The sequence below is a fragment of the Streptomyces sp. NPDC096152 genome, assembly GCF_044763235.1.
Lineage (GTDB): Bacteria > Actinomycetota > Actinomycetes > Streptomycetales > Streptomycetaceae > Streptomyces.
Genome location: NZ_JBIWFW010000010.1, coordinates 49,595 through 73,826, shown reverse-complemented (window position 1 = coordinate 73,826; position 24,232 = coordinate 49,595). Strand labels below are relative to the sequence as shown.

26 protein-coding genes are annotated in these 24,232 nt (G+C 72.9%); 6 read left to right on the top strand and 20 right to left on the bottom strand.

Annotated features, from left to right (window positions below; genetic code table 11):
* Window positions 1-92: 92 nt before the first annotated feature.
* From ACIQ9G_RS30775 to ACIQ9G_RS30725, 11 genes are all read right to left on the bottom strand, one after another.
* Entirely contained in the window at window positions 93-278 is a 186-nt protein-coding gene (locus tag ACIQ9G_RS30775; protein ID WP_403616085.1) for a hypothetical protein, read from the bottom strand.
* Between the two features lie 235 nt (window positions 279-513).
* Window positions 514-1,173 carry a hypothetical protein gene (locus ACIQ9G_RS30770; RefSeq protein ID WP_403616083.1) on the bottom strand — a complete coding sequence of 220 codons (660 nt, stop codon included), beginning with the start codon at window positions 1,171-1,173 and terminating at the stop codon, window positions 514-516.
* 93 nt (window positions 1,174-1,266) lie between these two features.
* Window positions 1,267-1,830, bottom strand: coding sequence for a GNAT family N-acetyltransferase (locus tag ACIQ9G_RS30765; RefSeq protein ID WP_403616081.1), 564 nt, complete (start codon window positions 1,828-1,830; stop codon window positions 1,267-1,269).
* Window positions 1,808-4,036 (bottom strand): MMPL family transporter, encoded by a 2,229-nt coding sequence (locus ACIQ9G_RS30760; RefSeq protein WP_403616078.1) that lies wholly within the window; start codon window positions 4,034-4,036, stop codon window positions 1,808-1,810. Before ACIQ9G_RS30760 ends, ACIQ9G_RS30765 begins: the two co-directional genes overlap by 23 nt.
* A 240-nt stretch (window positions 4,037-4,276) precedes the next feature.
* The gene (locus tag ACIQ9G_RS30755; protein ID WP_403616076.1) at window positions 4,277-4,657 is read right to left on the bottom strand and encodes a hypothetical protein; all 381 of its coding nucleotides are present in this window, start codon (window positions 4,655-4,657) and stop codon (window positions 4,277-4,279) included.
* 128 nt (window positions 4,658-4,785) lie between these two features.
* Entirely contained in the window at window positions 4,786-6,297 is a 1,512-nt protein-coding gene (gene gatB / locus ACIQ9G_RS30750) for an Asp-tRNA(Asn)/Glu-tRNA(Gln) amidotransferase subunit GatB (protein ID WP_403616074.1), read from the bottom strand.
* Window positions 6,298-6,313: 16 nt separating this feature from the next.
* On the bottom strand, window positions 6,314-6,556 hold the full coding sequence (locus ACIQ9G_RS30745) for a hypothetical protein (RefSeq protein ID WP_356187873.1): 243 nt from the start codon (window positions 6,554-6,556) through the stop codon (window positions 6,314-6,316).
* On the bottom strand, window positions 6,553-8,052 hold the full coding sequence (gene gatA / locus ACIQ9G_RS30740) for an Asp-tRNA(Asn)/Glu-tRNA(Gln) amidotransferase subunit GatA (RefSeq protein ID WP_403616071.1): 1,500 nt from the start codon (window positions 8,050-8,052) through the stop codon (window positions 6,553-6,555). The genes ACIQ9G_RS30745 and gatA overlap by 4 nt, the downstream gene beginning before the upstream one ends.
* Window positions 8,053-8,058: 6 nt before the next feature.
* On the bottom strand, window positions 8,059-8,355 hold the full coding sequence (gene gatC, locus ACIQ9G_RS30735) for an Asp-tRNA(Asn)/Glu-tRNA(Gln) amidotransferase subunit GatC (RefSeq protein ID WP_392194447.1): 297 nt from the start codon (window positions 8,353-8,355) through the stop codon (window positions 8,059-8,061).
* A gap of 143 nt (window positions 8,356-8,498) precedes the next feature.
* A complete protein-coding gene (locus ACIQ9G_RS30730) occupies window positions 8,499-8,993 on the bottom strand; it encodes a cupin domain-containing protein (RefSeq protein WP_403616068.1) in 495 nt (164 codons plus the stop codon).
* Window positions 8,994-9,044: 51 nt separating this feature from the next.
* Window positions 9,045-9,416: a DUF4267 domain-containing protein gene (locus tag ACIQ9G_RS30725; protein WP_403616065.1), complete on the bottom strand. Its 372-nt coding sequence runs from the start codon at window positions 9,414-9,416 to the stop codon at window positions 9,045-9,047.
* Window positions 9,417-9,515: 99 nt separating this feature from the next.
* Here ACIQ9G_RS30725 and ACIQ9G_RS30720 point away from each other — a divergent pair, with 99 nt between their 5' ends.
* Window positions 9,516-10,103 (top strand): TetR/AcrR family transcriptional regulator, encoded by a 588-nt coding sequence (locus ACIQ9G_RS30720; protein ID WP_403616062.1) that lies wholly within the window; start codon window positions 9,516-9,518, stop codon window positions 10,101-10,103.
* 97 nt (window positions 10,104-10,200) lie between these two features.
* Here ACIQ9G_RS30720 and ACIQ9G_RS30715 read toward each other — a convergent pair whose 3' ends face one another.
* From ACIQ9G_RS30715 to ACIQ9G_RS30695, 5 genes are all read right to left on the bottom strand, one after another.
* The gene (locus ACIQ9G_RS30715) at window positions 10,201-12,438 is read right to left on the bottom strand and encodes a putative bifunctional diguanylate cyclase/phosphodiesterase (RefSeq protein ID WP_403616061.1); all 2,238 of its coding nucleotides are present in this window, start codon (window positions 12,436-12,438) and stop codon (window positions 10,201-10,203) included.
* Window positions 12,439-12,699: 261 nt separating this feature from the next.
* Entirely contained in the window at window positions 12,700-14,892 is a 2,193-nt protein-coding gene (gene ligA, locus ACIQ9G_RS30710) for an NAD-dependent DNA ligase LigA (RefSeq protein ID WP_403616058.1), read from the bottom strand.
* A 15-nt stretch (window positions 14,893-14,907) separates the two neighbouring features.
* Window positions 14,908-15,915, bottom strand: a complete 1,008-nt coding sequence (locus ACIQ9G_RS30705) for a methionine synthase (RefSeq protein WP_403616056.1) — start codon at window positions 15,913-15,915, stop codon at window positions 14,908-14,910.
* Between the two features lie 48 nt (window positions 15,916-15,963).
* Complete coding sequence (locus tag ACIQ9G_RS30700; protein ID WP_403616052.1) at window positions 15,964-16,662, bottom strand: SDR family oxidoreductase; 699 nt, start codon at window positions 16,660-16,662, stop codon at window positions 15,964-15,966.
* A 15-nt stretch (window positions 16,663-16,677) separates the two neighbouring features.
* Window positions 16,678-17,235 (bottom strand): TIGR00730 family Rossman fold protein, encoded by a 558-nt coding sequence (locus tag ACIQ9G_RS30695; RefSeq protein ID WP_403616049.1) that lies wholly within the window; start codon window positions 17,233-17,235, stop codon window positions 16,678-16,680.
* 86 nt (window positions 17,236-17,321) lie between these two features.
* On the opposite strand from ACIQ9G_RS30695, the gene ACIQ9G_RS30690 reads away from it, so the two are divergent.
* The 3 genes from ACIQ9G_RS30690 (at window position 17,322) to ACIQ9G_RS30680 (ending at window position 19,278) form a co-directional block, all read left to right on the top strand.
* Complete coding sequence (locus tag ACIQ9G_RS30690; RefSeq protein ID WP_403616047.1) at window positions 17,322-17,645, top strand: DUF427 domain-containing protein; 324 nt, start codon at window positions 17,322-17,324, stop codon at window positions 17,643-17,645.
* Between the two features lie 94 nt (window positions 17,646-17,739).
* Window positions 17,740-18,531 carry an alpha/beta fold hydrolase gene (locus ACIQ9G_RS30685; protein ID WP_403616457.1) on the top strand — a complete coding sequence of 264 codons (792 nt, stop codon included), beginning with the start codon at window positions 17,740-17,742 and terminating at the stop codon, window positions 18,529-18,531.
* A 288-nt stretch (window positions 18,532-18,819) separates the two neighbouring features.
* Window positions 18,820-19,278 carry a hypothetical protein gene (locus ACIQ9G_RS30680; protein ID WP_403616044.1) on the top strand — a complete coding sequence of 153 codons (459 nt, stop codon included), beginning with the start codon at window positions 18,820-18,822 and terminating at the stop codon, window positions 19,276-19,278.
* Between the two features lie 165 nt (window positions 19,279-19,443).
* Here ACIQ9G_RS30680 and mnmA read toward each other — a convergent pair whose 3' ends face one another.
* Window positions 19,444-20,586 carry a tRNA 2-thiouridine(34) synthase MnmA gene (gene mnmA, locus ACIQ9G_RS30675; protein ID WP_403616042.1) on the bottom strand — a complete coding sequence of 381 codons (1,143 nt, stop codon included), beginning with the start codon at window positions 20,584-20,586 and terminating at the stop codon, window positions 19,444-19,446.
* Window positions 20,587-20,646: 60 nt separating this feature from the next.
* Here mnmA and ACIQ9G_RS30670 point away from each other — a divergent pair, with 60 nt between their 5' ends.
* Window positions 20,647-21,315 carry an N-acetylmuramoyl-L-alanine amidase gene (locus tag ACIQ9G_RS30670; protein WP_403616040.1) on the top strand — a complete coding sequence of 223 codons (669 nt, stop codon included), beginning with the start codon at window positions 20,647-20,649 and terminating at the stop codon, window positions 21,313-21,315.
* A 301-nt stretch (window positions 21,316-21,616) separates the two neighbouring features.
* Here ACIQ9G_RS30670 and ACIQ9G_RS30665 read toward each other — a convergent pair whose 3' ends face one another.
* The 3 genes from ACIQ9G_RS30665 to ACIQ9G_RS30655 all read right to left on the bottom strand — a co-directional run bounded on the left by ACIQ9G_RS30665 (window position 21,617) and on the right by ACIQ9G_RS30655 (window position 23,428).
* A complete protein-coding gene (locus ACIQ9G_RS30665; RefSeq protein ID WP_403616038.1) occupies window positions 21,617-22,780 on the bottom strand; it encodes a cysteine desulfurase family protein in 1,164 nt (387 codons plus the stop codon).
* A 127-nt stretch (window positions 22,781-22,907) separates the two neighbouring features.
* A complete protein-coding gene (locus ACIQ9G_RS30660; protein ID WP_356187847.1) occupies window positions 22,908-23,174 on the bottom strand; it encodes a DUF4190 domain-containing protein in 267 nt (88 codons plus the stop codon).
* An 86-nt stretch (window positions 23,175-23,260) separates the two neighbouring features.
* Window positions 23,261-23,428 carry a hypothetical protein gene (locus tag ACIQ9G_RS30655; RefSeq protein ID WP_403616036.1) on the bottom strand — a complete coding sequence of 56 codons (168 nt, stop codon included), beginning with the start codon at window positions 23,426-23,428 and terminating at the stop codon, window positions 23,261-23,263.
* Between the two features lie 154 nt (window positions 23,429-23,582).
* On the opposite strand from ACIQ9G_RS30655, the gene ACIQ9G_RS30650 reads away from it, so the two are divergent.
* On the top strand, window positions 23,583-24,215 hold the full coding sequence (locus ACIQ9G_RS30650) for a TetR family transcriptional regulator (protein ID WP_403616034.1): 633 nt from the start codon (window positions 23,583-23,585) through the stop codon (window positions 24,213-24,215).
* Window positions 24,216-24,232 lie beyond the last annotated feature (17 nt).

Here is a 24,232-nt window from a genome sequence, read left to right as displayed (position 1 = left end):
CCCGGCCTGCCCGGGACCGGCGGCCCCGCGGTCCCGGACGCTCCCGGGCGAAAAGCCCCGGCCCGGAGGGGCGGGGCTTTCCGGCGGGGCGGTCATGCGGCGCGGGTGAAGCGGTGGCGACGGGAGCGTCCGGTATGGGATTCCGCCTCCGGGGTCTCCGGGCCGGCCGGGCGGCGCGCGGCGCGGCCGTCACGGAGCGCCGCCCGGACCAGGCGCTCGTGCTCGGCCCGGCGGCGCAGGTCGGCGGAACGCAGCTGGTGAAGCTCGTAGTCGAACATGAGGTCTCCCTGGTGAGAGGTGGTTTCCGGTGCCGCTTTCCGCGACTCCTCCACCTTCGTCTCCCAGGGGGGCCGGCCACATCGGGAGAGTTCCGCATCTTGCGCGGCGCTCGGGTCCTTAGACGGGCCAGTGGCGTACGTAAGACGTGCGCGGGGGGCCTCAGGACGGCCGTGAGGTGTCCACGGCAGCCCTAAGGCCCCCCGCCCGCCCGGGGCGCGCTGCCCGGGCGGTGGGTCAGGTCGTCGGCAGGCCGAGCAGGACGCCGGTGTACTTCAGGACGGCCAGCAGCAGCCCGAGGACGCCCAGCGCGACGCCGGCCCAGGCGACCGACTTGATCCAGACCGCCTGCGGCCTGCCCGGGGCGCCGAACGCGGGCCGGGCCAGGACCACGACGCCGACGATCAGCGCGAGGAGCGCGAACAGCCCGCCCCACAGCGCGGTGGCCTGCCAGGAGTCGCCGTACACCGCCTTGATCTGCTTGGCCACGGTCGCCGAGGAGGCCGTCTGAAGCTGGCCGATGAGCTGTGCCCGCGCCCCGGCGACGGTGCCGAGCCAGCTCCCGGTCAGTGAGACGAGGCCCAGCGCGGCGGCGACGACGGCGCCGGCGCCCTGGCCGACCCCGGAGGGGCCGCCCGCCTCGGTTCCGGCGCCTTCCTCGGCTTCAGCGACGGCGGCGGTCCCGGACCGCTCGGCGTCGGCAGCCGCGCCGGCGTCACCGGCGCCCGCGCGGGTGCCCTGGACGGTGCCCTTCTCGTCGGTCCCCGTCGTTTCCTCGGCCTGGCCCGGCGTGGTGGCGTCGGGTCGGTCGGACTTGGTCACGTTCACCGTCTCCTGGTCGTTCTTCGCCTCGGCCCCGTTGGCGGCTCCGGCCTCGTCTGCAGTCTTGGTTCCCATGCCTCGCACCGTACGGACGCTGTCTGAGAGGTCTCTTAATGGTCGTCGCGGTCTCTTGCCGATCGTGGTGAGCGGCGCGCGCCGTCCGGCGCCTCAGTGCGCACGCGTGCGTGCGGCACGCCACTCCGGGGCCAGCACCGCCCAGATCTCGGTGTCCTGGCGTGTGCCCCGGTAGGGGTAGCTCTCGCGGAGCACACCCTCGCGGGTCAGCCCCAGCCGCCGCGCCACCCCGATGCTCGGTTCGTTGGCCGACGACACGTACCACTCCACACGGTGCATGCCGCGCTCGTCAAACGCCCAGTCGATCAGCACCCGTGCGCCGCGGGTGACCAGCCCGCGCCCGGTCCCGGCCGGCTCCAGCCAGCAGCCGATCTCGCAGTTGCCGGTGGCGGCGTCGAAGACGCGGAACAGCAGGCCGCCGACCAGTTTCCCGTCCAGCCACAGCCCGTGCAGGAAGCCGCTGTCGGCGGCGCGCTTGTCGGCGTACGCCTGGAGGACCGCGCGGGCGGAGTCCACGTCCGTGGCGTTCGCGCCGAACGGGATGTGCCGGGTGATGAAGTCCCGTCCCCGGTCGAGGTGCGCGAGGAACTGCTCGGCGTGCCAGGGCTCCAGCGGCCTCAGCTCGGCCCCGTCGTCACCCAGCAATGTCGCGTACATTCCGCTGCCACTCCTTCGCCGGTTCGCCGTCGACGTCCGTGAGCCTCTCATGGGCGGCGCGGCACTCGGGCGGCTCGATGCTGATCCGGGGCAGGACGCGGTCCAGCCGGCGCGGCAGCCACCAGTTGGCGCCGCCGAGCAGGTGCATCAGCGCGGGCACCAGCAGGGTGCGCAGCACGAAGGCGTCGAGGGCGACGGCGGAGGCCAGCGCGATGCCGAACATGGCGATCACCCGGTCGCCGCTGAGCACGAAGGCGAGGAAGACGGAGATCATGATGACCGCGGCCGAGTTGATCACCCGGCTGGTCTCGGCGAGGCCGACGCGGACGGCGCGCCGGTTGTCGCCGGTCTCCAGCCACTCCTCGTACATCCGGCTGACCAGGAAGACCTGGTAGTCCATGGAGAGCCCGAAGAGGACGGAGACCATGATCACGGGGAGGAACGGCTCGATCGGGCCGGCCCGGCCGAGGCCGAGCAGTTCGCTGCCCCAGCCCCACTGGAAGACCGCGACGACGACACCGAAGGCGGCGGCGACGGCGGCGACGTTCATCACTGCGGCCTTCAGGGGGATGCCCAGCGACCGGAACGCGAGCAGCAGCAGGACGCAGCCGAGGCCGACGACCACGCCGACGAACAGCGGCAGCCGGCCCACGATGATCCCGGCGAAGTCGTCGTACCCGGCGGTGACGCCGCCGACGTGCACGTCGAGCGAGGTGCCGGTCTCGGCCCGCGGCAGCACCTCGGTGCGCAGCCGGCCGACGAGGTCGCTGGTGCGCTGCGACTGGGGCGCGGAGTCGGGGACGACGGTCAGGTAGGCGGTGCCGCCGCCGGTGTTGTAGGTCACCGGGGTCACCGCGGCGACGCCCTCGGTCGAGCGCAGGGTGGCGTCGAGGTTGTCCAGGGCGAGCCGGTCCTCGGCGCCGTCCACCCGGGTGACCAGGGTGAGCGGGCCGTTGACGCCGGGGCCGAAGCCCTCGGCGACGAGGTCGTAGGCCCGGCGTGTGGTCGTCGACGCCGGGTCGTTGCCCTGGTCCGAGCTGCCGAGGCGGAGGGAGAGGGTGGGCAGGGCGAGCACCGTGATGACGGCCAGGGCGAGCGCGCCGAGCAGTTTGGGGTGGCGCTCGACGAAGGCGGACCAGCGGGCGGCGAACCCGGTGGGCAGTTCGGGCTCGGGCCCGTGCTCGGCCAGCCGGCGCCGCTCCCGCCGGCTCAGGGCGCGCGGGCCGATCCAGGACAGCAGGGCGGGCAGCAGGGTCACCGAGGCCGCGACGGTGAGCAGGACGGTCGCCGAGGCGGCGACCGCGACCCCGTTGAGGAAGCCGAGCCGCAGGATCAGCATGCCCAGCAGGGCGATGCACACGGTGGCGCCCGCGAAGACGACGGCGCGGCCCGTGGTGGCGACGGCGTTCGTGGCCGCCTCGGTGGTGCTCAGTCCGCGTTTCAGTCCGCGCCGGTGCCGGGTGACGATGAACAGCGCGTAGTCGATGCCTACGCCGAGCCCGATCAGCAGGCCGAGCATGGGCGCGAAGTCGGCCACCGTCATGGCGTGGCCGAGGAGTCCGACGGCCGCGTAGGCGGTGCCGACGCCGACCAGTGCGGTGGCGATCGGCACCAGGGAGGCGGCGAGCGAACCGAAGGCGAGGAAGAGCACCGCGGCGGCCACGACCACGCCGACGGCCTCGGCCAGGTGCCCGCCGGAGGACTCGGTCAGGCCGACGGCGGTACCGCCGAGTTCCACCTGGAGGCCGTCGGTCCGGGCGGACCCGGCGGCCTCGACCACGGCCTGCGCCTCGGTTCGGGTGACCTCCCGGGCCGGGTGGCGGAAGGTGACGGTCGCGTACGCGGTGTGCCCGTCGGCGCTGATCCGGTCCGCGCCCTGTGCCGTGTACGGGCCGGTCACGGAGGCGACCGGGGGCAGGGCCGCGATCCGGTCCAGGGTGTGGGCCATCGTCTGCTCGACGTCCGGGTCGCGCACGGTGCCGGGCGAGGTGTGCCAGACGACGGTGTCGCCGTCCCCGCCGAGACCGGGGAAGCCCTCCTGCAGCAACTGGGTCGCACGGCCCGACTCGGTGCCGGGGACCTCGTAGTCGTTCGAGTACGCCGAACCGGCGGCAGCGGCGGCCCCGGTGGCTCCGGCGAAGGCGAGGAGCCACAGCAGGACGACGAGGAGGCGGTGCCGGACACACCAGCGCGCGAGGGCTGCCACGGACGTGCTCCCGAGGGGACTATGTGTGGATCTTTGACCGGGAACATTCGTCGATGAACGGAACAGCCCGCAAAGAACGCATGAGCAAGGTGATGCCACTCTTGCAGGCCCATATGATCCTTTATGGGGATCGTGGGCTGATTCACATGAGTGGGACCCAATTCACAGGACGATCCGGTGCGGTCCGCCGGGCCGTGGCCGCCCGACCCAGAGGGGTCAAAGCGTTCGCAATCGGCAACTTCAGTCGAACTGGTCGCCGAGCGCCATCACCATTACCCCGGCGATCAGCAGCCACAGCGCCCTCCGGGTGTGGCCCCGGGCCCCCAGTGCGGCGGCGAGCGCGCAGACGGCGGCGCCGAGGGCGTAGGCGGCGGGAACGAGGGCCGGGGACGAGCCGGTGAGGCGCAGCAGCGACGCGGCGAGCCCGGCGAGCGTCAGCAGGGCGCCCGACCCGGACGCCGTCCAGCGGGCGCGGCGCGCCACCTCCGCCGGATCCTCACCGTCGTCGTCGATCGCGCGGGCGGTCTCGGCGCCCTCGTCGTCGTCAGGTACGCCGGCAGCCTCGAAGTGACCCTCTCCGGCTATGCCGGGGGGCGTTTCGGAATCGGCGCGTCCATTCATGCCGGGCGAGCGTAGCGCGTCGGTCCGGAAACCCGAGGCGGGGGGGTCGCGGCCGGTGACACACCTGGGGGGACGCATCGCATCCGACGCGTCCCCCCAGGGGCGTGCTCGACCGTACCGGCCCGGGATCAGCCCTCGACGCCCAGCTTCTCCAGGATCAGCTCCTTGACGCGGGCCGCGTCCGCCTGACCGCGCGTGGCCTTCATGACCGCGCCGACCAGGGCGCCGGCCGCGGCCACCTTGCCGCCGCGGATCTTGTCCGCGACGGCGGGGTTGCCGGCGATGGCCTCGTCGACGGCGGCGGTCAGCGCGCCCTCGTCGGAGACGACCTTCAGACCGCGCTTCTCGACGACCTCGTCCGGGGTGCCCTCACCGGCGAGGACGCCCTCGATGACCTGGCGGGCCAGCTTGTCGTTGAGTTCGCCGGAGGCGACGAGTCCGGCCACCCGGGCGACCTGCTCCGGCGTGATCGCCAGCTCGTCCAGGGACCTGCCCGACTCGTTGGCCTGGCGCGCCAGTTCACCCATCCACCACTTGCGGGCGGAGGCGGCGTCGGCACCGGCCCCGATCGTGGCGACGATCGGGTCGAGGGCACCGGCGTTGAGGATCGCCTGCATGTCGGTCCCCGACACGCCCCACTCCTCGCGGAGCCGGTTGCGGCGCACCAGCGGCAGCTCCGGCAGCGCGCCGCGGATCTCCTCGACCCATTCGCGGGTGGGGGCCACCGGGACGAGGTCGGGCTCCGGGAAGTACCGGTAGTCCTCGGCCTCCTCCTTCACCCGGCCCGAGGTGGTGGAGCCGGTGTCCTCGTGGAAGTGGCGCGTCTCCTGGACGATCGTGCCGCCCGCGCCGAGCACGGCGGCGTGGCGCATGATCTCGTAGCGGGCCGCGCGCTCCACGGACCGCAGCGAGTTGACGTTCTTCGTCTCGGAGCGCGTGCCGAACGTGTCGCTGCCCTTGGGCATCAGCGACAGGTTCACGTCGCAGCGCATCTGGCCCATCTCCATACGGGCCTCGGAGACACCGAGCGCCCGGATGACCTCGCGCAGCTCGCGGACGTACGCCTTGGCGACCTCGGGGGCGCGGTCACCGGCGCCGACGATCGGCTTGGTGACGATCTCGATGAGCGGGATGCCGGCCCGGTTGTAGTCCAGCAGCGAGTAGTCGGCGCCGTGGATACGGCCGGTGGCACCGCCCACGTGGGTGGACTTTCCGGTGTCCTCCTCCATGTGGGCGCGCTCGATATCCACGCGGAAGGTCGTACCGTCCTCCAGCTGCACGTCGAGGTAGCCGTCGAAGGCGATCGGCTCGTCGTACTGGGAGGTCTGGAAGTTCTTCGGCATGTCCGGATAGAAGTAGTTCTTCCGGGCGAAGCGGCACCACTCGGCGATCTCGCAGTTCAGGGCGAGACCGATCTTGACGGCGGACTCGACGCCGGTCGCGTTGACGACCGGGAGCGAGCCGGGCAGGCCGAGGCAGGTGGGGCAGGTCTGCGTGTTCGGTTCCGCGCCGAGCGCGGTGGAACAGCCGCAGAACATCTTGGTCTTGGTGCCGAGTTCGACATGGACCTCGAGGCCCATGACGGGGTCGTAGGTCGCCAGCGCGTCCTCGTACGACACCAGATCGGTCGTGGTGGTCACGGTGAAAACTTCCCTCTCAGCCCAGCAGGACGTCGTCGTCGCCCAGCCGCTTCAGCTCGCGGTAGAGGATGGCGAGGCCGGTCACGATGGCCGCGGCGGACACGGCCGCGTCGAGCAGGCGCAGCGTGTCGCTCTCCTTCCGGGCCTTCCTGGCCTGCTTGACCACACTCACCGCGCCGAACGCGGTGGTGGCCATCGACAGGTACGTACCGGACTTGGACTTCTTGAAGCCCTTGGCCTTGGACAGTGCCTTGGTCACAGCGACGGAGCCTCCTCGAGCAGCGGGTGGCCCCACTTTTCCACGAAGGCGGCCTCGACGGCCGCGCCGACCTTGTAGAGCCGGTCGTCCTTCATCACGGGGGCGATGATCTGGAGCCCGACCGGGAGGTTGTCCTCCGGCGCGAGGCCGCAGGGCAGCGACATGGCCGCGTTGCCCGCCAGGTTGGTCGGGATGGTGCACAGGTCGGCGAGGTACATCGCCATCGGGTCGTCGGCGCGCTCGCCGATCGCGAAGGCGGTGGTCGGGGTCGTCGGGGAGACGATGACGTCGACCTGCTCGAACGCCGCGTCGAAGTCCTGCTTGATCAGCGTGCGGACCTTCTGGGCGCTGCCGTAGTAGGCGTCGTAGTAGCCGGAGCTCAGCGCGTAGGTGCCGAGCATGATGCGGCGCTTGACCTCCGGGCCGAAGCCCTCCTCGCGGGTGAGCGAGGTGACGTCCTCGGCCGAGCGCGAGCCGTCGTCGCCGACCCGCAGGCCGTAGCGCAGGCCGTCGAAGCGGGCGAGGTTGGAGGAGCACTCGGACGGCGCGATCAGGTAGTACGCCGAGAGGGCCAGGTCGAAGGACGGGCAGTCCAGCTCGACGATCTCGGCGCCCAGTTCCTTGAGCAGCGCGACGGACTCGTCGAACCGCTGGATGACACCGGCCTGGTAGCCCTCACCGCGGAACTGCTTGACGACGCCGACGCGCATCCCCGCGACGCTGCCGTTGCGGGCGGCCTCGACGACCGGCGGGACCGGGGCGTCGATGGAGGTGGAGTCCAGCGGGTCGTGCCCGGCGATCACCTCGTGCAGCAGCGCCGCGTCCAGGACCGTACGGGCGCAGGGGCCGCCCTGGTCGAGGGAGGAGGAGAACGCGACCATGCCGTAGCGGGACACCGCGCCGTAGGTCGGCTTCACGCCGACCGTGCCGGTGACGGAGGCCGGCTGGCGGATGGAGCCGCCGGTGTCGGTGCCGATGGCGAGCGGGGCCTGGAAGGAGGCGAGGGCGGCGCTCGACCCGCCGCCCGAGCCGCCGGGGACGCGGGTGAGGTCCCACGGGTTGCCGGTCGGGCCGTAGGCGCTGTTCTCCGTCGACGAGCCCATGGCGAACTCGTCCATGTTGGTCTTGCCGAGGATCACGATGTCGGCGGCCTTCAGCCGCTGGGTGAGCGTCGCGTCGAACGGCGGGATCCAGCCCTCGAGGATCTTGGAGCCGACGGTGGTCGGCACGCCCTCGGTGGTGAAGATGTCCTTCAGCGCGAGCGGGACGCCGGCCAGCGGGCCGAGCTTCTCGCCGCGCGCCCGCTTCTCGTCGACGGCGCGGGCCTGCGCGAGGGCGCCCTCGCGGTCGACGTGCAGGAAGGCGTGGACCTTCTCGTCCACGGCCTCGATCCGGGCGAGGTGGGCCTCGGTGACCTCGACGGCCGTGAGCTCGCCGGAGGCGATCTTCTCGGCGGTCTCGGCGGCCGTGAGCTTGATGATGGTGCTGTCCGTCATGGCTGGTTACTCCTCCCCCAGGATCTGCGGCACCTTGAAACGCTGCTGCTCCTGGGCGGGGGCGCTGGAGAGCGCCTGCTCGGGGGTGAGCGACGGACGGACCTCGTCCGCGCGCATGACGTTCGTCAGCGGCAGCGGGTGGGAGGTCGGCGGTACGTCTCGGTCGGCGACCTCACTGACGCGGGCCACCGCGCCGATGATGTCGTCGAGCTGGCCGGCGAAGTGGTCGAGCTCTTCGGGCTTCAGCTCCAGACGCGCCAGCCGGGCGAGGTGGGCGACCTCCTCGCGCGTGATGCCAGGCATGCAGCGATCCTCTGGGGTGAGTGTGTGCGGTTTGGGCCTAGGTGACTACAAACCCCAATCCTATGGGGCGGGGTGCCGTGCTCGTTAAACGGTTTCGCGGCCGGGGCCCCGTGACCCCGGCCGCGCTGTCCCAGTCCCCGTGCTCAGCGGCGGCGCCCGTCCCAGGGCTCGCTGTGCAGGAAGTGGTTGTCGTAGAGCTCCTGCACCTCCAGCAGGCTCTCCGGGGTGACCTCGCCGAGGTGGATGCGCTGGAGGTGGCGGAAGTACGCGAAGCGCTCGACGCCCGGCGTGATGACGACGAGGAGGTCGGCGTCGGAGCCGGGCACGGCGGCGAACGCGTGCGGCCGGCCCGGCGGGACGACCACGAGGTCGCCGCGCCCGGCGGTGACGACGTCGTCGCCGGAGAGGAGCTCGGCGGCGCCGTCGAGGACGAAGAACATCTCGGCCGAGTTGTTGTGCAGGTGCGGGCGGGCGCCGTCGGCGCCGTCGGTGAGGGTGACCCGGACGGTGGACAGGGCACCCCCGGTCGCGCTGCTGTCGGCCAGCAGCTTCACCGTGGTGGGCGCCCGGCCGACGACCTCGGCCCCGGCGTCACGGACGATCACGGACTCGTCGAACTTCGGCACGAACAGAGACATGGCGGAACCCCCTGGTGACGGTTGGGACGCCGGCCGGACCGGGGAAGCCGGTCAGACCGCGAAGAGCAGTCCGGCACTGATCAGCACAACGACCGCCGTGGCGAAATGGATCCCGAAGGCGACCGCTTTCGTCCCGCCGTGGCGCAGGACTATCAGCGTGTCGACGAGCGGGACGAGTGCCACGCAGACCATGAACCAGGCCTCGGCACGGGCACCGGCGAAGGCCAGCAGGACCAGGCCCAGCAGTCCGAAGGTGCCGTCTCTGAGGCCCTTGACCGACAGGAAGGCGCCGGCGTCGCCGCCAGGGTCGGCCGGGACGCCGTACCCGGCCGCGGCCGGGCCGGGTCGGAACAGGAACCGGTAGCCGAGGAACACGCAGAACAGGTCGAGCAGAACAGCCAGGGTGTACGCGGTGACGGTCATCTCGCTTCTCCTCATCGCCCGTTTTCTAGCACTGCTAGGAATGAGAGCGACGCTATCAGAGCGCCGACAGAAGTGCTAGCGCTGCTAGCATTTCTGCCCATGACGATCCAGAAGCGCAGGGAGCGCGAGCGCGCGGAACGCGAGCGGCTGATCGTGACGGCCGCGCGGGAGCTGGCCGAGAGCGAGGGCTGGGACGCGGTCACCACACGGCGGCTGGCCGCCGAGATCGAGTACAGCCAGCCCGTCCTCTACAGCCACTTCAAGGGCAAGGACGCCATCATGGCGGCGGTCGCGGTGCAGGGGTGCGCGGAGCTGGCGGCCGAGTTGCGGGAGGCACGCACCGCGGCCGGGGGCGCACGGGAGGCGCTGGCGGCGGTCGGGGAGGCGTACACCGCCTTCGCCCGGCGGCGGCCCGCGCTCTACGACGCCATGTTCACGCATCCGGTGGACCTGCCGTTCGCGACACCCGAGGCCCCCGCCGCGCTGCAGGAGGCGTTCGGCGAGCTGCTCCGGGCCGTCGAACCGGTCGCGCTCGAGGGCGACGATTCCGGACTGCTCACGGAGACCTACTGGGCCGCGCTGCACGGTCTGGTGACCCTGATGCGCAGCGGCCGGCTGCCCAAGGAGGCACACGAGCGCCGGCTCGCGCTGCTGATCGGTCATTTCGCGCCGCCCGGCACGGCCTGACCGGGCGGGGCCGACCCGGCCCCGGAACCGGCGGACGGGTGGCCGCGCCACCGGCCGTCGAGGCGGGCCCCTCAGGACCGGCGGACCGGTGGCCGGTTCACTCGTCGGACGCCGCCGCGGGCAGCGCCGCCGCGGGCCGCTGCCATCCCCGGGATCCCCGGGCCCGCAGCCACGCGGTGGTCTCCTCGGGCGGCATCGCGGCGGCGACCAGCCACCCCTGCACGGCGTCGCACCCGAGGTCGCGCAGCCGCTCCCAGGTCTCGTCGTCCTCGACGCCCTCCGCGACGACGAGCAGCCCGAGGGAGTGCGCGAGGTCGACGGTGCAGCGCACGATCTCGGCGTCCTCCGTGTCCACCGCCAGCCGGGCCACGAAGGAACGGTCGATCTTCAGCTCGCTCACCGGCAGCCGGCGCAGGTGCACCAGCGAGGAGTAGCCGGTGCCGAAGTCGTCCAGCGACATCTTCACGCCGTGCCCGGTCAGCCCGGCCAGCGTGTCCGCGGCGCGCTGCGGATCCTCCAGCAGCACATGCTCGGTGATCTCCAGTTGGAGCGCTCCCGCCGGAACGCCGTGCCGGGCCAGCCGCGCCGCGACCGAGCCCGCGAAGCCGGGGGTGTGCACGTCGCGCGGGGAGACGTTGACCGCCACCGGCACGAACAGCCCCTGGGCGCGCCACGCGGCGACCTGCCCGAGGGCGGTCTCCAGCACGTACTCCGTCAGATGGGGCATCAGGCCCGAGGACTCGGCGATCGCTATGAACTCGTCCGGCGGCACCTTCCCGCGCTCGGGGTGGACCCAGCGCACCAGTGCCTCCAGCCCGGCGACCTGCCCGTCGAAGCGGACCTTGGGCTGGTAGTGCAGCTCGACCTCGTGGGCGTCGAGGGCGCGGCGCAGGTCGCCGAGCAGCCCGAGCCGGTCCGGGGTGTTGGAGTCCCGCTTGGACTCGTACACCTCCACGCCCGTGCGGTCCCGCTTGGCCTGATACATCGCCACGTCGGCACGGCGCAGCAGGCCCTCGGCGTCCAGGGCGTGGTCGGGGAAGACGGCGACCCCCGCGCTGGCCTCCAGGACGAGGGTGAGCCCGTCGAGGTCGAGCGGGGAGCCGAGGGCGCCGACCAGGCCGCGGGCGACCCGGGTCGCGGACGTCGTGGAGTCGGCCACGGGCAGTAAGACGGCGAACTCGTCGCCGCCGAGCCGCGCGGCCTCCGCCCCGCGGGGCAGCGCCAGCCGCAGCCGGTCGGCTATCTGGAGCAGCAGCCGGTCACCCGCGAGATGGCCGAGCGTGTCGTTGACCGATCGGAAGCGGTCCATGTCGATCAGCATCAGGGCGGCCCGGGCGCCGATGCGTTCGGCGTCGTCGAGGGCGGTCCAGGTGCGCTCCAGCAGCCACTGCCGGTTGGGCAGTCCGGTCAGCGGGTCGCGCAGCTGCTCCTCGGCGCGGGCGCGGGCGATCCACAGCGTGGAGTCGAGGGCGATGAGCGGGATGGAGAACAGCGGCAGCAGTACGGGCTTGGCGACGGCGACCACGCAGACCAGCGGGGCGATGCCGAGCAGTGCGACGGCGACCAGGCCCTGCCGGACCAGTGCGGTGCGGGCGACGGTGGGCAGGCCCCCGGCCCGCGGGGCGTGCAGGTACCACAGCAGGACGCGGGAGACCGCGAGGTAGGCGACGGCGGCCAGCACCACCTGGGGGGCGGTGTACGCGGTCCAGGTGCCCGGGTCCCAGGGCCGCTCGACCGTGGGCACGCTGCCGAAGGCGCGCAGCAGCAGGGCGCCGGCGCCGATCCCGAGGATGTCCACCGCGCCGTGCAGCACGCCCTGTCGCCAGCGGTGGCGCCTGGCTATGCCGACCAGGACGACGACGGTGAGGCTGACCATGCCGGCGGACACCCAGCCGTAGAGCAGCAGGACGGCGAGGGTGAGGGCCGCGCCCGAACCGGTGCCGCCCCACCAGCGGGCCCGGCCGAGCATCACGAGGTGGCCGACGATGATGCCGGTGAGGACGGCCAGCGACCAGCCGACCCTGCCGGACGGGAAGAGCGCGTGGTGGCCGGCGAAGGACCGGTAGAAACCGGCGCCGAGCACGAGGGCGGCCACGGCGACGACCGCGGCGGGCAGCGCGGGCCGGTACGGGGGCTGTTCGGGGTCGCCGTCCGGGAGCGCGGAGGCGCGATCGGCGGCCGGTTGCGCGACGGGGCAGATCTCCGTCACGACGCACGGACCGGCGGCACGCCCCTCCGCGCCCGCGCGCTCCGGCGACCGCCCCGTCCACCCCCGCCACGCGCCGGTGATACGGCGCAGCCGTGAGTCCGGGGCGGCGCTCTCGGTCGGTTCCATTCCCGTCCCTCTCACAGCCGGCGGTGCCCACGCCACGCGGCCCGCTGCCCGACGACCCTCAACGGCACCGCTCTGGAAAACCCTTCCACGTACTCCCTCGCGAGCACGGGGATGCCCTGACCGCAACTGGGCACGGCAGGCGCACCCCTCAACAGTAGGCCGCAGAAGGCTTCCACGGGCAGCGGTCGTCGACGGTTGCCCGAATGCGCCCCGACCACCCGTATGCATCTGATATGCGCGGAACGGGTGGTCTTCAACCCCCTACTCGCCGGTCGGGAGGGCGACTTCGGCCGCCGCGTCGGGCCCCTGTTCCAGAAGGACGCCGAAACCGTCCTCGTTCAGAACCGGCACCTTCAGCTGCATCGCCTTGTCGTACTTCGACCCCGGGTTGTCACCCACCACAACGAAAGAGGTCTTCTTCGACACCGAACCGGTCACTTTCGCCCCGCGACTCTGCAGCGCCTCCTTGGCGCCGTCGCGCGTGAAGTGCTCGAGCGTGCCGGTGACCACGACGGTCATCCCCTCCAGCGGGCGCGGCCCCTCGTCCTCGCCGGTGCTCTCCTCCTCCCTGCGCACGCCCGCGTCCCGCCACTTGCGCAGGATGTCCTGGTGCCACTCCTCGGCGAACCACTCCTTGAGCGAGGCGGCGATGATGGGGCCGACGCCCTCGGTGTTCGCCAGCTCCTCCTCAGTGGCCTGTTCGATGCGCTCGATTGACCGGAACTCGCGGGCCAGCGCCTCGGCCGCGACCGGCCCGACATGACGGATCGACAGGCCGGTGAGGATGCGGGCGAGCGGACGCCGCTTGGCCGCCGCGATGTTCTCCAGCATGGCAAGCGCGTTCTTCTTCGGCTCGCCCTGCTGGTTGGCGAAGACCGTGACGACCTTCTCCTCGCCGGTCTTCGGGTCGCGCTTGGGCAGACCGCTGTCCTGATCGAGGACGTACGCCTTGATGGGCAGCAACTGCTCGACGGTCAGGTCGAACAGGTCGCCCTCGTCCGTCAGCGGTGCCCGCTCGGGCTCCAGCGGCCTGGTCAGCGCGGCCGCGGCCACATAGCCGAAGTGCTCGATGTCCAGCGCCTTGCGGCCCGCGAGGTAGAACAGCCGCTCGCGCAACTGGGCGGGGCAGGTGCGGGCGTTCGGGCAGCGCAGGTCGACGTCGCCCTCCTTCATCGGCCGCAGCGGGGTGCCGCACTCCGGGCACTCGGAGGGCATCACGAACTCGCGCTCGGTGCCGTCGCGCAGGTCCACGACCGGGCCGAGGATCTCCGGGATGACGTCACCGGCCTTGCGCAGCACGACCGTGTCACCGATGAGCACGCCCTTGGACTTGACCACGTCCTGGTTGTGCAGGGTGGCGAACTCGACCTCCGAGCCGGCCACCGTGACCGGCTCGACCTGGGCGTACGGCGTGACCCGGCCGGTCCGGCCCACGCCCACCCGGATGTTGACGAGCTTGGTGTTGACCTCCTCCGGCGCGTACTTGTACGCGATCGCCCAGCGCGGGGCGCGGGAGGTGGAGCCGAGGCGGCCCTGGAGGGGGATCTCGTCGAGCTTGACGACCACGCCGTCGATCTCGTGCTCCACCGAGTGCCGGTTCTCGCCGTAGTACGCGATGAACTCGCGGACGCCGTCGAGGCCGTCGACCACCTTGTTGTGCCGGGAGGTGGGCAGGCCCCAGGACTTCAGCAGATCGTAGGCCTCGGAGAGGCGGGTGAGGCCCTCGTAGCCCTCCAGGGCTCCGATGCCGTGGACGACCATGTGCAGCGGCAGCGTCGCCGTGACCTTCGGGTCCTTCTGGCGCAGCGAACCCGAGGCGGAGTTGCGGGGGTTGGCGTACGGCTTCTCCCCCGCCGCGACCCGGCGGGCGTTGAGGTCCTGGAAGGCCTCCATCGGGAAGTAGACCTCACCGCGGATCTCCACCAGGGACGGGACGCGGTCGCCGTCCAGCCGGTGCGGGATCTCCGCGATCGTCAGGACGTTGGGGGTGATGTCCTCGCCGACGCGGCCGTCGCCGCGGGTGGCAGCGCGGGTGAGCCGGCCGTCCTCGTAGGTCAGGTTGACCGCGAGGCCGTCGACCTTGAGCTCGCACAGGAAGTGGTGGTCCGTGGTGCCGACGTCCTTGGCGACGCGCTCGGCCCAGGCGGCGAGCCCGGCGTCGTCGAAGACGTTGTCCAGGGAGAGCATCCGCTGCCGGTGCTCCACCTCGGCGAGGTCCGTCTCGTACGCCACCGCGACCTTCTGGGTCGGCGAGTCGGGCGTGCGCAGCTCCGGGTACTCCTCCTCCAGCACTTCCAGGGAGCGCAGGAGCTGGTCGAACTCGGCGTCGCTGATGACGGGAGCGTCCTTCACGTAGTACCGGAAGCGGTGCTCCTCGACCTGCTCCGCGAGCTGCGCGTGCTTCTCCCGTGCCTCCGTGGGCACCGTCGTCTCCGCTTGCTTGTCGCCGGCCACCGTGTGGTCCTCCCGTTACTCTGGGTTGTCCGCGAGGGATCTCGCCGCCCGGACGCAGTGGGCGAGCGCCCGGCGCGCGTACGCGGGGGAAGCGCCCGCGAGGCCGCACGCCGGGGTGACCGTGACCGTCTCCGGGAGAAGCCCCGGTCGCAGCCCCAGCCTGCGCCACAGCGCCCTGACACCCATGACGCTACCGGCAGGGTCTGACAACGGGCCGTCCGTGCCCGGGACGACACCGGCGAGGAGCCGGGTGCCCCCTTCCACGGCCTCCCCGATCGCCTCTTCGTCACGCTCGGTGAGGAGCGAGAAGTCGAAGGAGATCCCCGCCGCGCCCGCCCGGCGCAGCAGGGCGAACGGGACGTCCGGTGCGCACGAGTGGACCACGACGGGCCCCCGCGTGTGCACCCCCAGGACGTCGCGGAGCGTGGCCTCGACGACCTGCCGGTCGACGGCGCGGTGGGTGCGGTAGCCGCTGGCGGTCCTGACCCGGCCGCGCAGTACGGCGGTGAGGGAGGGCTCGTCGAGCTGGAGGACGATCCCGGCGCCGGGCACGCGCCGCCGGACGTCCTCAAGGTGCAGGCGCAGTCCCTCGGCGAGCGAGGCGGCGAGGTCCCGGCAGGCGCCGGGGTCGGAGAGCGCGGCCTCTCCGTTCCTGAGTTCGAGGGCGGCGGCCAGCGTCCAGGGGCCGACGGCCTGCACCTTCAGCGGTCCCTCGTGGCCCTGGGTGAACTCCTCCAGCGCGTCGAGGTCCTCCCGCAGCCAGGACCGGGCCCGCTGGGTGTCGCGGCCCGGCCGGTCCCCGATCCGCCAGCCGCTGGGCTCCACGCGCGCGTACAGCTCGACGAGCATCCCCGCGGTGCGTCCGACCATGTCGGCGCCGGGTCCGCGCCCGGGCAGCTCGGGCAGGAACGGGAAGTCCTCGAAGGTCCCGGTCACTGTCTTGGCGGCTTCCCGGGCGTCCCCACCGGGCAGGGACCCCACCCCGGTGGCGGCACCGAACCTGAACTGGCTGTTTTCGCTCACCCGGGAAGCCTACGGAATCCGCCGCGGCCGTCGGCACCGGCCGGGCGGTCAGCGGCCCGGCCGCACCGTCAGGTCGTTCACCTCGGCGTCCCGCGGCAGGTCCACGGACATCAGGATCGTCGTCGCGACCGACTCGGGGTCGATCCACTGCCCGGCGTCGTACTCCTTGCCCTCCTGCTGGTGGACCTTGGCCTGCATGGGGCTCGCCGTGCGGCCGGGGTAGACCGAGGTGACGCGGACGCCGTTGCCGTGCTCCTCCTGGCGCAGGGAGTCGGCCAGGGCCTTCAGGCCGTGCTTGGAAGCGGCGTACGCGGCCCAGTTCGCGTGCGCGCTCAGGCCGGCGCCCGAGTTGACGAACACCACGTGGCCGCGGGAGGCGCGCAGCTGGGGCAGGAGGTGACGGGTCAGCTCCGCCGGGGCGACGAGGTTGACGTCGAGCTGGTGGTGCCAGGTCTTCGGGGTCAGCTCGCCCACCGGGCCGAGGTCGACGACGCCCGCGACGTGGAGCAGGGTGTCCACCCGGTCCGGGAGGCTCTGATGGGAGAAGGCCCAGCTGAGCCGGTCCGGGTCCGCGAGGTCGCCGACCAGCGTACGGGCGCCGGGGAACTCGGCCGCCAGTTCCTTCGCCCGGCCCGCGTCGCGCGCGTGCAGCACGAGTTCGTCCCCGCGCGCGTGCAGGCGGCGGGCCACGGCCGCGCCGATGCCGGAACCGGCTCCGGTGATCACATGAGTTGCCATGCCCGCCATGGTCGCATCACCGGCTCAGCGGCCGACGGGCCCCGGGGCACCGGCCGCGGACGCCTCCAGGTAGGCCATCGCGCCCGCGGGCTCCTGCGCGAAGTGCACGAGCTCGGCGAGCGGCCGGGGCAGGAACCCCTCCTCCTCCATGCGGCGGAACTGCTCCTGGAGGCCGTCGTAGAAGCCGGCGGTGTTCAGCAGCACCACCGGCTTCTCGGTCCGGCCGTGTTTCTTCAGCTCCAGGATCTCGGTGGCCTCGTCGAGGGTGCCGGTGCCGCCCACCATGATCACCACGGCGTCGGCCCTCGCCAGGAGCAGCTTCTTGCGCTCGGCGAGGTCCCGCGCGATCACCATGTCGTCCACCCCGGGCCGGGCCTTGGCCGACAGGAAGTCGACCGAGACACCGACCAGCCGGCCGCCCGCCTCGTGCACGCCGTCCGCGACCACCTTCATCAGCCCGCTGTCGGAACCGCCCCAGACCAGGGTGTGGCCGCCCTTTCCGATCAGCCGGGCGAAGTCCCGCGCGGGGCGCGTGTAGCGGTCGTCGAGGTCGGCGGCGGAGAGGAAGACGCAGATGTTCATGGGCCCCACGGTACGCGGGCGTGAGACGTGCGCCCGCGCGGGAAGAAGTGCGGGAAGAAGTCCGGCCCCGGCGGCGCTGTCCCGGTATGACCCTTGGACACACGATCACCATCGAGCCGAGCGGCGGGCACGTGCGCGTGGTGCACGACGGCCGGGTTCTCGCGGAGAGCGACCGGGCCCTGGTGCTGCGCGAGACCGGCTGTCCCCCGCGCTACTACCTGCCGCCGCAGGACGTGCGCCTGGACCTGCTGACCCCGTCCGACTCGCACACCTACTGCCCCTTCAAGGGCACGGCGTCCTACTGGTCGCTGCCGGACGCTGCGGACCTGGTGTGGGCGTACCCCGACCCGAAGCCGGACGTCGCCGAGATCAAGGACCACCTCTGCTTCTACGACGCGGAGGTGACGTGACCCGGCGGCGAGCCGGGCGGCGGCGACGCCCGTGACCGACCGGAGCCCGGCGCCTCCCCGATGAGTCCGGTGCGGCGTGGCAGTCTTCACAGGCATGGACAACAAGACCATCTCGCGTGACGGCACCCTCCTCGCCCACCACCGCACCGGCCAGGGCCCGGTGGTCGTCCTCGTCAGCGGCGCGATGTCGACGGGCGCCACGCTGGCGCCGCTGGCGGCGGCTCTCTCCGGCCGCTTCGCCGCCGTCGTCTACGACCGCCGGGGCCGCGGCGGGAGCGGCGACACGGCGCCGTACGCGGTGGAGCGCGAGGTCGAGGACCTCGCGGCGCTGATCGAGGCGGTGGGCGGCGAGGCGGCGCTGTACGGCATCTCCTCGGGCGGGGCGCTGGCCCTGCGCGCGGCGGCGAGCGGACTGCCGGTGCGTCAGGTTGCCGTCTACGAGCCGCCGTTCGCGGTGTACGAGGGCGGCGCGGAGGAGCGCGCGACGTACACCAGGGACCTGAACAGGGCGTTGGCGGAGGACCGGCGCGGGGACGCGGTGGAGCTGTTCCTGCGGCTGACCGGGCTGGCCCCCGCGGTGATCGCCAACGCCCGCCAGGCACCCATGTGGGCCGGCATGGAGTCGATCGCGCCGACCCTCGCCTACGACGACGCGGTGATGGGCGACGGCCTGGTGCCGCGGGATCTGGTGGCGTCGATCAAGGTGCCGGTACTGGCCGTCGCGGGCGGCGCGAGCCCGGGGTGGATGCGCGTGGCGGCCCAGCAGGTCGCCCAGCTCGCGGCCCAGGGCACGTACCGCACGCTGGAGGGCCAGAGTCATGCCGTGGAGGCGGAGGTGCTGGCGCCGGTGCTGGCGGAGTTCTTCGCGGCAGGGGCGGCTTCGTAGGCGCACGGCGATGCCCGCGCGCGCCGCTCGGCCCGGGCGCGCACACGCCGTACCCGTCCGAGAAGGGCCCGGCGGCGGTTCGGGGACGGGCCGGTGTGGGGCCCGGCCCGGCCCGTCCTCGTCCCCCGGTGCGCGCCGACGGCGTGTGGGGCCGTCGTCGTACGCGCTCTCTCGGGTCGCGGGGGGTCAGGTCACCGCGATCCCGGGCCTCGCAGCAGCCTTCGCCCGGCGAGCACGGCGCCCGGGGCGAGCCCGGCACCGGCGACGCCGAGGCCGGCCGGGGTGCCGGTGTCCGGGCCGGACTCCCGGTCCGCCGCCGCGGCCACGGTGGCAGCGCGGGCGGAGTCCCGGCCGAAGCCTCGGGTGCGGGTGCTGGGCCTGGAGAACTGCCGGGTCGGGCGGGTGCGGCGGGCGCAGGAGGCCGCGGTGGTGGTCGCGGAGCTGCTGTTCGACGCGCGGCTGGCGGCGGGTTCGACGGCGGTGCTGCGGTACCGCTTCGAGGACGGCACGGGCGAGCCGAGCCGCGAGTACTCTCGCGGCTTCACGTACGGGGGCGGCAGCTATGTGCTGCAGGTCGCCTTCGACAGGGCGGCGCTGCCGGTGCGGTGCCGACGGTTCGGGCGGCCCTCGTTGCAGGCACCGCGGGAGTTCGTCGCCGACCTGACGCTGAACGCGTACGGCACGGTGCACGTCCTGGAGCCGGAGACCCGCCCCGGGCATGTGGGGGTGATGTGGGACTGGGACTAGGTGTGTTGTTCGGGCAGGCTGGTGACGCGGGGTCTAGCACGCCCGTCTGCGCTGATGAGGCGCCGTTGCCTCTCTGCGACTTGATCCGCCGGACAGGCCCCAGGTGTGTCGTCGCCGAAGGGTGTGACGCGACCGCGAGCGCCCGTCCCGCGCTCGGCCCGGGCCTCACACCGCCGTGGCCGTGTCCTCGGCCGGGTCCTGCGCACGGACCGTCGAGGCGATCGTCGCCGAGCCGACCACGCGGGTGCCGTCGTAGAGGACGATCGCCTGGCCGGGGGCGACGCCGCGCACCGGCTCGGTGAAGCCCACCCGCAGCTCGCCGTCGACGAGTTCGGCGCGGACCTCGGTCTCGCCGCCGTGCGCGCGCAGCTGGGCGGTGTAGGTGCCGGGCCCGACCGGGGCGGCGCCGCACCAGCGCGGCCGGATCGCGGTGAGGCCGGTGACGTCCAGGGCGGAGGCCGGGCCGACCGTGACCGTGTTGGTCACCGGGGAGATGTCCAGGACGTAGCGCGGCTTGCCGTCGGGGGCCGGGGTGCCGATCCGCAGGCCCTTGCGCTGGCCGATGGTGAAGCCGTACGCGCCCTCGTGGGTGCCCACCCTGGCGCCTGACTCGTCGACGATGTCGCCCTCGCTCCGGCCCAGCCGCTGGGCCAGGAAACCCTGGGTGTCGCCGTCGGCGATGAAGCAGATGTCGTGCGAGTCGGGCTTCTTGGCCACCGCGAGGCCGCGGCGCTCGGCCTCCGCGCGGATCTCGTCCTTGGTGGTGACGGTGTCCCCGAGCGGGAACATCGCGTGGGCGAGCTGCCGGTCGTCGAGCACGCCGAGGACGTAGGACTGGTCCTTGGCCATGTCGGAGGCGCGGTGCAGCTCGCGGGTGCCGTCCTCGTGGAGGATCACCTTCGCGTAGTGGCCGGTGCAGACCGCGTCGAAGCCGAGCGCCAGCGCCTTGTCCAGCAGCGCGGCGAACTTGATCTTCTCGTTGCAGCGCAGGCACGGGTTGGGGGTGCGGCCGGCCTCGTACTCGGCGACGAAGTCCTCGACGACGTCCTCGCGGAAGCGGTCGGCGAGGTCCCAGACGTAGAAGGGGATGCCGATGACGTCCGCGGCCCGGCGGGCGTCGCGCGAGTCCTCGATGGTGCAGCAGCCCCGCGCGCCCGTGCGGAAGGACTGCGGGTTCGCGGAGAGCGCGAGGTGGACGCCGGTCACGTCGTGGCCGGCTTCCGCGGCGCGCGCGGCGGCGACGGCGGAGTCGACGCCGCCCGACATGGCGGCGAGGACGCGGAGGGGGCGCTGCGGGGTCTCAGTCATAACCCCTCCAGGGTACGGGGCCACGGGAACCGGGGGCGCCGGACATCCGTTGACGATCACATGGGGGCGACGAGGGACGCGGACGGCGAGGGCGCGGAGCGGCGGCTGGGGCGGCGGGCCCTGCTCGTCGGCGGCGCGGCGGCGGCCGTGGGCGGGATCGCGCTGGGGCGCGCGGAGCTGGCCCGGCTGTGGTGGCGGCTGCCGGGTGTGGAGAAGCCGCGGGTCGCGGGCGCGGTCGACTTCCGGGGCGCCAGGTGGGTGGCGGCCTCCCCGGCGAACTACCGGCGGGCCGACCGCCCGGCGGACTACCCGGTCGACCGGATCGTCGTCCATGTGACCCAGGGCGACTACGCGAGCGCGGTGAAGGTCTTCCAGGACCCGGAGCACGCGGCCGCGGCCCACTACGTCGTCCGCCGGGACGGGCGTGTCACGCAGCTGGTCCGCGAGCTGGACGTGGCCTTCCACGCCGGCAACCGGAGGTACAACGAACGGAGCGTGGGCATCGAGCACGAGGGCTTCGTCGAGGACGCCGCGTCCTTCACGGACGCGATGTACGCCGCCTCGGCGCGGCTGACGGCCCGGATCTGCGCGCGGTACGGCATACCCGTCGACCGGGAGCACATCGTCGGGCACGTGGAGGTGCCGGGCACCGACCACACGGATCCGGGGCCGCACTGGGACTGGGGCCGGTATCTGCGCCTGGTGAGCGATTCGGGAAGAAAATCATGAATATTCCGTCTGCACCCGTTGCGCCCGTTTCCTGGGGTTATATCCTGAACATAGGCCTACGGGACGAGTGAGGGAGTTCGAGCGGAGTAGCCGACTTCGGCGTGAGGTTTCGATTTCCGCCGGTGCCGACATCGACGGTCGGGCTGAGAGGCCGGAAGATCGAGAGATCGGAAGGCGACCCCCATTACCTGATCCGGACAATACCGGCGAAGGGAACCCGCCTCGTAGGTCGCTTTTTTGTGCCCGGGTTCCCGCTGCTCCATGCCGGGGCCCCCGCCTCACTGAGGCGGCCCCGGACCCCCTAGCTCAGGCCGGCCACGCGGGCCCGTTCCACCGCCGGGCCGATGGCCTTGGCGACCGCCTCGACGTCCGCCTGTGTGGAGGTGTGGCCGAGCGAGAAGCGCAGGGTGCCGCGGGCGAGGTCGGGGTCGGTGCCGGTGGCGAGCAGCACGTGACTGGGCTGGGCGACGCCCGCGGTGCAGGCGGAACCGGTGGAGCACTCGATGCCCTGCGCGTCCAGCAGGAGCAGCAGGGAGTCGCCCTCGCAGCCGGGGAAGGTGAAGTGGGCGTTGGCCGGCAGGCGGTCCACCGGGTCCCCGCCCAGGATCGCGTCCGGCACCGCCGTGCGGACCGCGGTGATCAGGGCGTCCCGCAGCGCGCCGATCTCCCGGGCGAACCACTCGCGCCGCTCGGCGGCGAGCCGGCCGGCCACCGCGAAGGAGGCGATCGCGGGGACGTCGAGGGTGCCGGAGCGGACGTGCCGCTCCTGCCCGCCGCCGTGCAGCACGGGTACGGGGGTGTGCTCGCGGCCGAGGAGCAGGGCGCCGATGCCGTACGGACCGCCGACCTTGTGGCCGGAGACGGTCATCGCGGCGAGGCCCGAGGCGGCGAAGCCGAGCGGCACCTGGCCGAAGGCCTGGACCGCGTCGGAGTGCAGGGGGACGTCGAACTCCGCAGCCACGTCTGCCAGTTCCCGCATCGGCAGCACGGTGCCGATCTCGTTGTTCGCCCACATGACGGTGGCGAGGGCGACGTCGCCGGGGTCGCGCGCGATCGCCTCGCGCAGGGCGCCGGGGTGGACGCGGCCGTAGGAGTCGACCGGGAGGTACTCGACGGTGGCGCCCTCGTGCTCGCCGAGCCAGTGCACGGCGTCGAGCACCGCGTGGTGCTCGACGGGGCTGGCCAGGACGCGGGTGCGGCGCGGGTCGGCGGCGCGGCGGGACCAGTACAGACCCTTGACGGCGAGATTGTCGGCCTCGGTGCCGCCGGAGGTGAAGACGACCTCGCTGGGGCGGGCGCCGAGGGCCTCGGCGAGGGCCTCGCGGGACTCCTCGACCGTGCGGCGGGCCCTGCGGCCGGATGCGTGGAGGGAGGAGGCGTTGCCGGTGACGCCCAGCGCGGCGGTCAGTGCCTCTGCCGCCTCCGGGAGCATGGGGGTGGTCGCGGCGTGGTCGAGGTATGCCATGGTGACGCCGATTCTACGGGGCGCGTTCGGGCGGCCCCGGCTCGAGGCCGGTCGACGCCGCAGGGGGACCCGTCCCCGTCGTCCTCGGGGGCGGGACCGCGGATCGCCGTGGCCGGCAGGAGCCGGCTCAGAAGCTCCACGACACGGTGCTGTCCGCCTGCACGAAGGCGAGCAGCACGAGGAGGTCGGCGACGCCCAGGCCGAGGCCGAGGTAGGCGCGGCCGCGGCGGGCCGTGCCGCGCCACAGGGCCACGGCGGCCAGGGCGATGGCGATGGGGCCGAGGAAGAGGTTGAGGACGAGCAGGCCGAGCAGGCCGAGAACGAAGGACGCGACGGCCATGCCGTCGGCGTCGCGCCTGCCGGTCGGGCGGGTGGCCGGTGCGGTGAGGTGCATGACGGGTCAGCTCCCTGTGGGCGTAAGGACGTTGAGGTCGCTCGGGCCGGACCGCCGCCCGGACGGGGCGGTGTCCGGTCGCGGGGTCAGCGGGCCGACGTGCCGCGACGGCGGCCGAGACGCTCGCGGAGCGCGAAGCCCCCGAGCCAGACGGCGATCACGACGGCGGTGACGACGGTGAAGTCGAGCGGCGCGTGGGCGACGGTGCCCAGCACGACGCCGAACAGCAGAAGTGCGGCGACGAGGAACAGCATGGGATCGAATCCCCCTCCAACGTGCTTCGGGGGGCCTTCGGACGGCCGCCCGCGAAGTCTCGGTGAACGGATGTAGTTACAGTTGTTCACTGACTTCTGAGTCTAGCGCGCCCAGGGCTTGGAAATTTCAGAGAACAGTTGTTAACTGTATGGTATGAGTCACACTCTCGGCGTCCGGCAGGCCCAGAAGCAGAAGACCCGACAGGCCCTCCTGGACGCGGCGTTGGGGCTGCTGGAGGAGCAGAGCCTGAGCAGCCTGGGCCTGCGCGAGGTCACGCGCGCCGTCGGCGTCGCGCCGACCGCCTTCTACCGGCACTTCCGCTCCACGGCGGACCTCGGCGTGGCACTGGTCGAGGAGGCGCTGGGCAGCCTGCACCCGATGATCCGGACGACGGTGGCCACGGCCGGCGACAGCGAGGAGCGCATCACGCGTGCCATCGAGCTGATCGCCCGTCACGTGGACGCGTTCCCCGCACATGTCCGGTTCGTCGCCCGCGAGCGGCACGGCGGGGTGCAGCCGGTCCGGGAGGCCATCCGGGAGCAACTGCTGCGGTTCGCACGGGAGGTGAAGGCCGAACTCGCCAAGGACCCGCAGTCGGAGGGGTGGAGCGACGACGACCTGTTGATGCTCGCCCATCTGTACGTGGACCAGATGCTGATCACCGCCTCGCTCTTCCTGGAGGCGCTGGACTCCCCGGCGGAGGACCGGGAGCACGTGACCCTGCTCGCCACCCGCCAGCTGCGGCTGATCAGCGTCGGGCGCCGTCACTGGCTCGGCCGGGAGTGACGCGCGCCGGGCGGCGG